The organism is Spirosoma panaciterrae DSM 21099, assembly GCF_000374025.1.
Taxonomy (GTDB): Bacteria; Bacteroidota; Bacteroidia; order Cytophagales; family Spirosomataceae; genus Spirosoma; species Spirosoma panaciterrae.
Map to the genome: position 1 here is coordinate 20,211 of NZ_KB893187.1, position 12,299 is coordinate 32,509.

Annotated in this window: 10 protein-coding genes; all 10 read right to left on the reverse strand. The window is 50.2% G+C overall.

Features of this window, described 5'->3' with window-relative positions; translation table 11 throughout:
* Positions 1-70 precede the first annotated feature (70 nt).
* The 10 genes from B153_RS0117330 to B153_RS0117375 are packed head-to-tail and all read right to left on the reverse strand — an operon-like array spanning position 71 to position 12,046.
* Positions 71-1,027: a hypothetical protein gene (locus tag B153_RS0117330; RefSeq protein ID WP_026262233.1), complete on the reverse strand. Its 957-nt coding sequence runs from the start codon at positions 1,025-1,027 to the stop codon at positions 71-73.
* A gap of 23 nt (positions 1,028-1,050) precedes the next feature.
* The gene (locus tag B153_RS0117335) at positions 1,051-2,487 is read right to left on the reverse strand and encodes an MOP flippase family protein (RefSeq protein WP_020598004.1); all 1,437 of its coding nucleotides are present in this window, start codon (positions 2,485-2,487) and stop codon (positions 1,051-1,053) included.
* A 5-nt stretch (positions 2,488-2,492) separates the two neighbouring features.
* Positions 2,493-4,709, reverse strand: a complete 2,217-nt coding sequence (locus B153_RS0117340; RefSeq protein WP_020598005.1) for a GumC family protein — start codon at positions 4,707-4,709, stop codon at positions 2,493-2,495.
* Positions 4,710-4,712: 3 nt separating this feature from the next.
* The gene (locus B153_RS0117345; RefSeq protein WP_040761615.1) at positions 4,713-5,540 is read right to left on the reverse strand and encodes a TolC family protein; all 828 of its coding nucleotides are present in this window, start codon (positions 5,538-5,540) and stop codon (positions 4,713-4,715) included.
* Between the two features lie 48 nt (positions 5,541-5,588).
* Complete coding sequence (locus tag B153_RS0117350; RefSeq protein ID WP_020598007.1) at positions 5,589-6,788, reverse strand: glycosyltransferase; 1,200 nt, start codon at positions 6,786-6,788, stop codon at positions 5,589-5,591.
* Positions 6,775-8,280: an O-antigen ligase family protein gene (locus tag B153_RS0117355; RefSeq protein WP_020598008.1), complete on the reverse strand. Its 1,506-nt coding sequence runs from the start codon at positions 8,278-8,280 to the stop codon at positions 6,775-6,777. The genes B153_RS0117350 and B153_RS0117355 overlap by 14 nt, the downstream gene beginning before the upstream one ends.
* 25 nt (positions 8,281-8,305) lie before the next feature.
* A complete protein-coding gene (locus B153_RS0117360) occupies positions 8,306-9,499 on the reverse strand; it encodes a glycosyltransferase family 2 protein (protein ID WP_026262234.1) in 1,194 nt (397 codons plus the stop codon).
* Positions 9,500-9,512: 13 nt separating this feature from the next.
* Complete coding sequence (locus B153_RS0117365; protein WP_020598010.1) at positions 9,513-10,463, reverse strand: glycosyltransferase family 2 protein; 951 nt, start codon at positions 10,461-10,463, stop codon at positions 9,513-9,515.
* Positions 10,442-11,611, reverse strand: a complete 1,170-nt coding sequence (locus tag B153_RS38705; protein ID WP_020598011.1) for a sugar transferase — start codon at positions 11,609-11,611, stop codon at positions 10,442-10,444. Before B153_RS38705 ends, B153_RS0117365 begins: the two co-directional genes overlap by 22 nt.
* Before the next feature lie 24 nt (positions 11,612-11,635).
* On the reverse strand, positions 11,636-12,046 hold the full coding sequence (locus B153_RS0117375; RefSeq protein ID WP_020598012.1) for a response regulator: 411 nt from the start codon (positions 12,044-12,046) through the stop codon (positions 11,636-11,638).
* Positions 12,047-12,299: the final 253 nt, after the last annotated feature.

A 12,299-nucleotide genomic window follows, 5' to 3' on the forward strand; every position in this document is an offset into this window, starting at 1 on the left:
TAACGGCTGACCTCACCCTACCCCCTGCTGTTCAGAAGCGGGGGAGATCAACACTGAAATGCCCTGAAAATCAGTAACTCGTGCTCAAATGGGTCAATAGCTCCTCCCGGTCGCGGGCGTGCAGGATCGTTGCGCCCGACAGCCTGGGAAACAGCGTCTTGTATTCCTGAAAAGCATGCTCATGCCCCCAGTTGGGATTCGACAGAATGATATTGGTTCCGCCAAAACAACTGGCTAACGCGGCTGTACCCCCATGCATCGAAATGAAGTGGCTGCAGTTGGCGTAGATCATGAGTTGCAGGTGGTTGTAATTGTTCACGACCGATGGGTGATACCTGGCAAACAAATCATCCATCAGCAATACAGTGGGGTGGGTTTCCCGCAGCCAGCTATGTTCATTAAGCGACATCGTTTCACTATTGTCGCCAACGATCTGAGTTGGGAGAGGGCGATTGTAAATGATCTGGTATTTCGAACCGTAGGTCTTGATGATCTGGTCGAGGGTGGGAATGTCCAGATAGTTGATGGGCGGCTGGTCCCACTCGATGTTGTACTTATTGGCTATGACCAGAATCGGCTTGTCGAACACGAAAACATCGTTCTGGTAGTGCGTCTTGTAGGGCACCTGCACCCACTTGCGAAAGCTGTAGGTATAGCTGTGCGTCATATTCGGAACGTCGTAATGGGCATACGATTCGGTCCAGATGCGCTTCGTAAACCGTTCTTCGTGATCAGGACTGAAAAAATAAAACTCTTTCGTATTGCTGGCGGAGATGGTTTTTTTCAGAGTTCCGTTCAGATGGTGCCAATAGGCAAAGGGCAGTACATAGCGGATTTCCTGGTCGAATTCGCCCTGATAGCTGATGACTTTGTATTTCTTTTTCAGGGCATAATCCCGGATGGCATAACGGCCTTGCACCAGTTTGCAGTAGTAATTATCCCGAACAAAATACCGCAGGTCCTTTCGGAGCTTCGGGTATCGCAGCCAGGCCACTACATACAATGATTTTAAAATAAGCCGTTCCATAGGATCAATGTCAAGTTTCGGGGTCAAACTGCCTTTCCAAGCGTTTTTAATTCAGCAAGCGGAAATCTGTAGCGAAGGGTTAGCCCAATATAGATCAGCGCCCCTATGCCGATTTGCACGATGGTATGCGGTACACTAATGGTGTCGAAAAACGATTTATAGATGGAGATCGCCCCAACCATCAGCAAACAAAAGAATATGGGCTTCGCAATCGCCTGCGCGAATTCGGTTAAGAACGGACCAATCAGCGAGTGAACGATTCGAAAGTTGAGCAGCATATTGGCCAGTGTAGCCAGCATAAAGGCAACGGCAATGCCCACAACACCCCAGTACTGCGCGAGGATATAAACGAGCGGAATTTTGATGAACAGCGTCGCCACATTGAGCTGAAAGAGCAGCTTGGGTTTGCCTTTCGAAAAGGCAAGGGTAAACAGCGGATTGCTCAGGAAAGTGAAAATGCTGACAAAGACAAAAATGCGGATGAGCAGGATGGTAGGCTCCCAGCCCGGGCCATAGAAGAGCGGAACTACACTGTCGGCGGTAATGAATAAGCCGGCCAGTAAGGGCAAATTGACATAGCTTAGCAGATCCAGAATGGTCAGGTACGATTTTTTTAGCTCATCCGTGTCACCTTTTAACCGGGCCAGAATTGGGTAGGCTACCTGAAGCACGATGGGATTGAGTCGTGAGATCGGAAAAACCGCTAACTGAGAAGCCAGGGTATAATACCCCAGTGGCTTTACGCCCAATAAACCCCCTACCAGAATATTGTCAGAATTGGCCTGAATGAATCCAACCAGGCCATCGCCTACGTTGTAAAGCCCAAACCGCAGGTGATCTTTGATGAGGGCCAGATTGAAGGTAAGAGTAGGCTTGAAGTAGGTACTTCCAAAAATCATCTGGAGTACCGATTTGGCCGTTTGCTGAGCCAGTTGTCCATATATCAGGGCCAGTTCGGCAAAGCCATTGTAGGCCAGCAGGATCGTTGTACCCGTACCGATAACCGTGCCCGTCATATCGATGGTGGCTACGGCCTTGAACTGCAACTCTTTCTGGAGCAGGAACAGGTAAATCTGCCCTACATACACGATGATAAAGTACAGTGACGATAGCTTGATGACTGACTCCAGGCGCGGTTCTTTGTAATAGGCAGCTACCAGCGGCCAGCTAAAAAAAACGACAACCCCAATGACTAGCCCCAGAATCAGGTTCAACAGGTAAATGGTGGAGAGTACCTGCTGGTCGTCTTCCTGCTTGTAGATGATGGAATTGGAAAAGCCCAGGTTCGCAAAAATGTTAAAGAAGGCGATCAGGAGCGTACTGACGCTTACAATGCCAAAGACCGATGGCTCCAGCAGTCGCGCCAACACGGCCACCTGTCCAAACTGAAACAGAGTCGACAGCGCTGTGGAAATGCTCATCCACTTACCCCCACTGATAGCCTGTTGCTTATGACTCATATCAACTATTGGTTAAGGAGCTTTGGATTTTTGGAAGATTGGCCTGGAATGCCCGGTCCGTTTTGCGTACGGGGTAATCCTTGCTTGATGTCGTTGAGACTTGGGGCATCCAGATTACTTTCTTCTACTTTATTAAGGGCTACCAGTACGGGTTGTCGGGCCGCTTTAAGGTAAAGGGCAAATAACTGCTTATCCCGACGGCCCCATAACGTATGAAGCGTTAAAACCATCAGCGAAACGGCGCTCTTACCCACCAGATGCAGAGGAATAGAACTACTTACCAGGGGGGGTAATTCCAGAATGACCTTATCGAAACGGGTAACAATCATGGCATCGTCGCCCGTCAGCAGATCTTCCGGTTCGCGGATGTTCATAAAATTGGGATGTAGTTCGTAGGGGAAGAAATGGATGCCTTCCTGTTCGAACTTCTGGTCTGTAGTTGCCAGTTGCGGATAATAATAGGCCACCTGTTCACCGGATTCCGCATAGATGCGGGCAAGTCCGTGGGCAAACCAGGTTTTTCCCTGCTTGCTGCGCGTGCTGAACAGGGTGATAATCGGTGGGTAGGAGGGATTACTCCGCTGCTCAATGGTAATGTTAATGGCATTGGCCAGTTGCTCAAACATACTGGTAGCCGCCCGACTGGCCTTTGAGTTGGCTGCAAACTTTTTGACGCTTGGAAACAGCGCAATAATGGGGCTGCCAAGGCGCTGTTCGGCCTGCGATAGCGAATTGATCCGTTTGTCGGCCCAGGCCCGAAAGGCCGCCAGCAACAAGGCAATCACTAGACCTGCTCCGGCAGCAATGGCCATAAAAAGTAGTTTCTTCGGGGCTTGTGGAGCCAGGGGAAATACGGGCGGATCGAGTACCGACAACGCCCCTTTCAGTGAAATATCCTGGTTATGCGTCTGGGCTTCGTTCAGTGACTGAACCAGTGCCAGGTATTCTTTTTCTGCAACATCCAGATCCCGCGTTAACTGCCTCTGTTCCGATTCGAGCGGGGGGTAAGCTGACGATTCGGCCTGGTATTCATCCAGTCGTTTCTTGACGATGTCCATCCGGGCAGCCGCGCCTTCGTATTCCAGCACCTTATCCAGCCATTCGTTCACCAGCTTTAGTTTGGGGACCGATTCGGTCGTATTGTCGGCGGCAAAATAATTCTGGGCAATCTGTTTCAGTTCGTTTGAAAGCTGGTTGATTTTAGCCTGATAGGTGTCCAGAACGGATTGAGGCTGTCCATTGGCACGGGCATTGATCAACTGCGATTCGGCCGCTGTCAGTTCGGCTTGTTTGTCGGTCAGCTGGGTGTTTATTTTTAGCAGATTTCCTCCCCCCGACATCCGTTGGTTGAGGGCATCCGTAGCGGCTTTGGCAGCTTTGGTGGCCATCACCTCCTTGTTGTATTCATCGACCAGTGCTTCGCGCGTGGTTGAGCGGGTCTTTATTTCGTCTTCAAAATTGAGGACGTTATGGGCCACGTTGAAGGCCCGTAGCTTGGATTCGGCCTGGTCCAGCTTTTGCTTGGCCGATTTCACATTCGATTCGTAATAGCTCAAGACAGGGGCCGTTTCGCCCCGTTTCAGACTGGTATATCGTTCGTTCAGTTCCATAACGGCCAGTTCCAGGGTTTGCTGGGCAATGGCCGGATCATCCGCTTCATATTCCATGTCCAGCATATCGCTGGCGGCCCGGCGGGATGCTTTGAGCTTTTTGCCAATGGTTTCGGCTGAATAATCATTCCCTGCTTTGGCCAGCAACGTCCGAACGGGATTATCGGTAGAACTCTGAGCCAGTCGGTCAAGCTGATTGCGGGTCGAGTCCAGATTCCCCGTCTTCGTCAGCGACTGGCGCAGACTGGCTGGGATGGTCTGCTGCAACTTCTGAAAACTGGTTGTCGAGAGTTGGCGTTCGGTCGGTTTGGTCAGGTACAGATGCTGCGTCAGTAAGCGAAGCCCAACCTGATATAGGGTCTGGTTCGAATTAAGCGTTGTCAGTACATTGTCGAAAGCGTTGCTAATCCCCGAGTAATCGACCTGAAAGCCCTCGCGTGCCGAATTGAGCCGATACCCCGACGTAAAACCTGTATAGAGTGTAGCCTTGGTTTTGTACGTTTTAACCTCATTCCGCATGAAATAATAAACGGCTCCGGCTCCCAGGCAGGGAAATACAATAAACCAAATGAGATGCTGCTTCAAAAGCCGCCCAAGTTCCTGGAAAGTCATAGCTTACATACGTTTCAGTTGACGAATCGGCACACCAACGAACAGTTCGAGTGCATAAATTGCTTTAATGAACGACGTCTTGGCCTGTTCGACCGTCGCTCGGGTTTCCGCATATCGGTTGCTGTTAAATGCGTGAGCCTCGGGAGCAATTTTCCCTTTCTGAAGCTCAACTTCGGCAATCCGATAGGCTGCCAGCGATGCCTGATCATCCCGCAGGCGAATCTGTAAGATCTTCTGTGAGAGCAGCAGATCCTGGTATAGGTTGAACAGATCGCGTCGCAACTGAATTTCGGCGAGCCGTTTGCGCTCAACCGTAGCGTCGTAGTTGGCTTTGGCCAGCCTGATCTGCTGGGGCCTGCCAAACAGTTCGTGGATACTGAAGGCCACATTGACTCCGTACCGATAACCGTTCGAAATCTGCGCCAACTGATCGCTGGCATTCGTGCCTGTTGAGAGAATAGCCTGATTGCCCGATGAGTAGTTGGCGTAGCCTGTCAGGTTTTGCAGAATCTGCACTTTTGAGAGGTTGTACGATGCCTGCGAGCCAGCCGCTACGGCTGCTTCAAACTTGATGGTTGGTGAATAGGCCAGCGCCAGCTTAAACATATCCTCAAAGGGGATAAGCTGAACCGAAATGTCCTGATTGAAATCGAAGGTCATGCTGTCGGCAGTAACAGCGGCCGATGGAGTAGAGGCTGGCTGGGTTCCTGTAGGTGTGGTTGGTGGATTACCCTGACCATAACCGGCAGTATAGACTATCATCCCCAAAATCACCGTACCGGCAAGGGACAAGAGCGGCTGCTTCAATCGGTTTATTGTGTGTAATCTCATGCTAGTTGGAAATCCTGGAAAAATCGATGGATAAACGTTGAGGTAAGGTTAAGCGGGTTGTTCCTGTCGCCAGGCTTTGGGCATCTGCTGGATCACCGCTTCGAATTCACGCGCCCGTTCTGGCCAGGCGTTGCGCTGGGCCATAGCTACCCGTTGCTGTATCCGTTGGGGGCTGGTATCGGCCAGCGCCCGCCGAATCGCCTGAGCAAATTGTTCGGGTGTATCGGCCAGTTCGATCACCCCATCGAAATCGTCCAGTATGGAAAAGGGCGTCGACACAACGGATAGGCCTGCCGCCAGATACTCGTTGATTTTGAGTGGGTAGATCGTATACGTGTGCCGATTGCAGACGAACGGAATTATCCCCACGCTAAGTTGTGCCAATAAAGGGGGTAGTTCGGCGGGTTGATGGGGCGGTATAAAGGTTACGTTTTGAAAGTGCGCCAGCCGCTGGGTTAGCAAGGGTTCGTGCACTTCGCCTATGAATTGAAAGTCTACGTCCGGCATGGTGCGGGCGCAGTGTTCCATAATGTCGATGTTGACCCGGTTGTCGGCAGAGCCCAGGTACCCAACCACTGGCTTTTGGGGGGGGTGTTGCTGAGCCAAGAGCCGTGCCTGGTTGAACAGGTCGAAATTGGCGCCGTTCTTGACGCAAAACGTCTGCGGCTGTACGGTAGACTTATCCTGACGCAGGGTTTCGGAAGTGGTTACTACAGCATCGACCCGCCGGAGATAAGCTTCCTCGAAACGGGTGCCATGCTTACTCATCCACTCACCGGCTGCCGAGATTTCGTCGAAACAATAATAGAGCGTTGCGCATTCGTTGAGTTTTCCGAGCATCGGCACACCAATAACCGGATTATAGGCGTTAATGACCAGTGGACGATGCATCCCCAGTTTTTTTAACACCGTTTGTAACTGCCCTACCAGCCGATTGATATTCCACTGTAGAAACCGATCATGAGCCGGGGCATCCATCCAGTTGATTGGCAGAATGATCGGTGGCGACCATACATACAGATCTTCGCCCCCCTGATTGTCAATTTTGGTTAACGGATCGCCAAACAACAAATCTTTGTTCGACACCTCTTTACGGCCCGTAATCAGGTCTTTGATGGTGTAGAGATAATCCACAAAAAGGACCCGATGCCGGGCCGATAACTCGGTCATGAGCTGGACCACAGCCTTCTGGAAATCACCCTTCCAGGAGGTTTGCGAAATACAGACAATGCTATCAAACTGTTTCATAGGTGTCGGGCGTGGGGGTTGAATACAGGACTGCATCAGGATCAGGATTGGCCCCGATAACAGGTGTATCCCAGCGGTAACAGGTTGTAAACAGGATCGTCGTCATAAAAATCATGCTGTCGGTCGGGAACTGCCCCATCACTGGGTTCGAGTAGCCCATTACGGCTATACCGACAAACTCCGCCAGAAAAGCATACATCACTTTCACCAGCCAGGGGTCTTTTAATTGCCAGACTCGGTACACACCAATAAGGACTAAGCCCGCAACCATCATCAGATACATGGTAAGCCCGACCTGTCCCGTCTCGATCCAGAGTTCGACATACCAGCTATCGGGGGGCGTCTGAGCGGCCCAGTGCCAGGGAGAAAACCGGGCACCCATATCGGTGGAGGTGCCAATACCCGCACCGAAAGGATATTGGGATAAGTATCGTTTGAGCTTTTCCTGATTTTGCAGCCGCAGGATAAACGACGGGTCGTTCATGGGGGTAAGAGCCGAACGCATCCGTTGCACCTGATAGTTGGAACTTCCCACGCTCGTATATAGCAGAAGCAGAACAAGCGGGATAGCCAGCATGGCCCCGATAATCAGCTTGGGGAAATCCCGCTTCAGCAGCAGATAAAAGGGAAACCCGGCCAGCATCACAAACAGCGCACTACGCGTACCCGAAACCGCATAGCCCCAGAAATACGTGAGCCCCAGCGCTAGAAAAAAGAGCTTGTGCGTCAGTTTTTTTTCCTCAAAGCTATAAATCAGTGCTACCAGCGTTGCTCCCGCCATTTCGCCCCCGAACTGAGCGGCATCGGAATAGAACGAAAAACTTCGGAGCTGCCCGAACAACACATGCGTAAGGGCATTGTTTCCCTGACTGAGCCAGTATTGCTCGGCAGGTTCCAGCCCCAGATACTGTTGTTTAAACCCCCATAAGGCCGCCAGCAGCGACCATCCCAGCCACGAATACACCAGAATTTTGATGTCGCGAATGGTAATGGGCAAAACCAGTACCGCCAGCCCCGCCATGAACCAATGCATAGAAAAAGGCCGGACATGAAAGAACCAGGCCGGACGATAAGGGGCTTCGGGATTGAGCAGTTCTATAACGGTATAGGTAAACCAGATGGCAATCAATACAAATGTTGGGCTGCGTAGTCGATGCCATTCCATTCGTGGGCCGTTCACGAATAAACTGAAGAGCGTCAGAGCCAGTACGCCGTCAATTATCAACCCGATTGGGATAGAAACATTAAGGAATCGTGACCAGCCAATCAGAAAACTAAGTTGTAAATACAGGAACAGGCCGAATTTGGGCTCTTTGAAGACCATGATGACCGTAAGCAGGGCAATTGGAGCGATCAGGGCCATAACCCCACCCACTGGTCCCATTTTGCTGATCAGATACCCAACACCGACCGTATATAGCCCCCCCAGGAGGCTATATAGCCATATTTGGCCAGATGAAGGACTGTTCAGCGAAAATACCGACTGCGCCATAACGAGTGAGAAACTATCGGGTCAATTACGTAAGTGCGTCTACTGCATTGGCCCTGCGCACTTTCTCCCAGGTACCAGATTGGTTACCCCGCAAATAGCGAACCAATCCTGCAAGTGCACAGATATTCATAAATGTAAAATAGAAGGGAACGAAAGCGGCTTTCCAGCGTATTTGTCGTTTTTCCAACGTATAGCCCAGCCAGGCGGCACCGTAAAATAAAATTTGAGCGATAAACAGCCAGCCCCAAACGGAGGTCCACCCGTCTCGAAGAGCCAATCCCGCGTTCAGTAGAAAGATGATGGGCAGACAAATCGGCGTAACGGCCCAGCGCATGACCCGATGGGATACATACTCGAACGTAAGTATGCCATATCGAAACGGGTTGAGCAGATGCTTTAACCACACAATTGACTGAAAGCCACCAGCAGCAATGCGTATTTTTCGTTTCTGTTCGTCGATGATTGAAAAAGATGGGCGCTCAAGGGCATAGGCATCGGGCTCATAGGCAACCCGGTAGCCTCGTCCGGCAATGAGCAGCGAAATCATAAAATCGTCCAGAATGGTGTTGGGCGACACCGGCTCATAGAGTTCCGTCCGAACGGCAAATAGCTCCCCGGCAGCCCCCACAATCGTATGTAGTTCGGCATCCCAGCGTTTCAACTGCGATTCGTATTTCCAGTAGATGCCTTCGCCCGAACCCGCAGCCGATTCGCTGTCGGTAGTCTGGATTCGTTTTTCTCCGGCAACCGCGCCTACCTTCGGGTCCCGAAAATGCCGGACAATATTGCTGACGGCATCCAGGTTCAACTGCGTATTGGCATCGGTAAAGATCACGATAGGCGTTTTGATCTGCTGCATGGCCATGTTCATCGCGGCCACCTTACCCCGCCGTTCGGTTCCGCCCAGAATGGATATGGCATCTCCGTAATTGGCACGGAGGTACTCGTCCGAGCCATCGGTTGAGCCTTCGGTAACAAAGAGAAAGTGGATGTGCTCTCGTGGGTACGATTGCCCCAGTGAGTTGGCTACCTTGGCGGGCAGGCAATCGAGTTCGTTGTAGGCTGGTACAATCAGGGTTACATCCGGCAAATACGCTTCCGACAAACTGGCAACAGGTGGTCGCCGTGGACGGAGCCGAATCATTAACCAGACCAGTATCCCATAACCCAGATATGTATAGACCACAAGTCCGATACAAATCAACATCAGTATTTCCATTCGAATAATGTAATTAGCCCGCAACGACGGCTGGCAGCGGTGCGGGGATAGTTGGATTAGGTGTGTGGGTAAAATTCCAGAAGATGGCATCCTTTATGGCTTTAAGGTAAGCTGGCTGCCATCGCAACGTATATTGGGTTAGGGCTTTGGGGAGAGCAATACAGAAAAAATATAGATAAAAAACCATTAGCGGGAATCCCCCGACGTTCCGGCGCATAAACCAGAGTCGATTCCGGGTATGGTAGTACACCTTCATTGGATTCATCTTGCCAACACTCATCGACTCGCGATGGTAAATCAGCGCCTGTGGCTGGTAATAAATAGTAAAGCCAGCCCGGCGTATCCGTGCCGACCAGTCCAGCTCTTCGTAATACAGGAAAAAACTATCGTCGAGTGAGCCCGCGCGCTCCAGTACCGCCCGGCTGACGAGCATGGCGGCTCCGTGTGCAAACCAGGTGGGACCGGGCTTATCGTGTTGTCCCTGATCGGGTTCCATAAGACCGATTGCCCAGGTACGTCCGGTATATTCATTCAGAGGGTGATATCCGGCATACTGGATGATGGTGGGCTGGTCGTAATAGCGAATCTTTGGGCAGACAACGCCAACGGCTGGATTCTCCGTAAAGGGAACCAGTAACTGTTCGAGTAAATCCGGAGTAACGATGGTATCGTTGTTGAGCAGAAAGTAATAATCACCTTGAGCATGCTGAATTCCCAGATTATTACCTCCTGAAAAACCCAGATTTTCGGGACTCTCGATGTAGTTTACGTGGGGATAGTTGCCCTTTGTAATTCGTTCGGCAAGATCATCCTTCGATCCATTGTTCACGACAATGATTTCGTAGCGTGGGTAGGTCAACGCCCGTGTCGATTCCAACAGATCGCAGGTTACTGCCGCCTGATTGTAATTGATCGTAATCAGCGAAATCAGCGGCCTTGATTCTACACATTCTCCTTCTGCCATACCGCTTTTAAGGTTCTCAGCAAAATAATTAAGTCTGTACGGAAAGAGTACCGTTTGGCATACAGCACATCCAACTGAATACGTTCCAGATCCGATACTTTCGCCTTGCCCCGTTTGGTTACCTGCCACAGCCCGGTCAGTCCGGCTGGAGCGGCAAACCGACGGGCATAGCCGATATTGGTCAGCTTTTCGGCTTCGTATACCGGAAGTGGACGGTTGCCCACAAACGACATATCCCCCTTCAGGATATTAAACAATTGGGGTAGTTCGTCGATGCTTGTATTTCGAAGGACTTTACCCAGTTTGGTCACACGGGGGTCTTCCTTAAACTTACTAAACATGGCTTTCGCCTTCTGCTCGCGTTGGTACTGAAGTTCGCAGATCTGCTTCTGGTCCAGGTAGAGTGGGCGCTGACAGGGGGTATTGGCCAGTTTACATTCTTCGCACAATTCGTCGGCTGGTTTTTCCTCCGCTACCTTATTGTACATGTTCTGCGAGGCCATACCGGCCAGTAACTTGTCGGCACCCGTACTCATGGTGCGAAACTTGTACATGTCGAAGATCCTGAAGCCCATGCCCACCCGTTTCGAACTGTAAAAAACAGGTCCTTTGGAGTCGAGCTTGATGAGCACGGCTACAATAAGCAGTATAGGCGAAATCAGGGTTAGAATGGTAAACGAGAGCAGAATATCGAAAATGCGTTTACCCACGGGCATACGGACTGAAACCGGCTTGTGCAATACCCGGCCATTCCGCTGATAATCCCGTTTTTGAATCAGGTAATTCAACCGAATTTGCAGAGCGGCCTCCGAGTAGTTCTGCGGAAACGCGTCGATCACAAACCCATGATAAGGAGCCGCTGTCAGGTCGATTCGCTCCTGATCCGTGAGTAAAATAATGGGAATTTTGGTTCGGCTTTGCTTCGCCTTATAGGCGTTCATAAACCCCCTTGTATTTAAATCATCATTGTACAGAATCAGGTCGACCGCTTCGGAATCATCCAGATACGAAATAGCCGACCAGCCATCTGCCACACCGATAACCTCGATAGGCGACGGGAATGCTCGCTGAAACGATTTTACACGTCGGTCATCGTTGTCAACATATAGCACCCTAAAGGGTTGTGTATTGTCACTAACAGCCTTCATGATTTGTTGTCAGACAGGTTCTTATCAATCGGCATTGGGCTGTCCTACGCTATTGGCTTCTATCCGGCGTAAAACAGTCATAATCTTGGTTTTTACCTCCATGGGGTTAAATGGTTTGATGATATAATCATCAGCACCCAGTTTGAGGCAGGCGATTCGGGTGTCGCTATCGGCGTAGGTGGATAAGATTATGATGGGCAGTTTCTGGAAAACCGGACTGGCTCTGAGCATGCCGATCAGGTTTTTGCCATCCATATGCGGCATTTGTATATCCGACAGAATGATATCGACAGGATGTCCCTCTTCCAGCCAGGCCATACCTTCCATCCCGTTTTCGGTGGTGGTTACGTCAAAATCATCTTTCAAGGTTTGCCGCAGTACCTTCCGAATAAACGAGTCATCTTCGATCACTAAAACATGGTATACTTTTTTCATATGCGTACAACGCCTGCCAGTGGAATTAATAGATAAGGCTATATTGGTTTGTAAAGATAGTTGTTATGGTTATGAAATCTCGATATTGTAAACAAAAAGGAGGCTTAAGCTTTCTGTTTTTTGCGTCAAAAAACAATAAATTAATTTTACGGTAGGTACTATAAATTATGATCTAATGTTAATTGATAAAATAGGTCATGTATATGTAGATAATCTTTCTTTTTTATAGACAAAATATACATATTACGTTGTA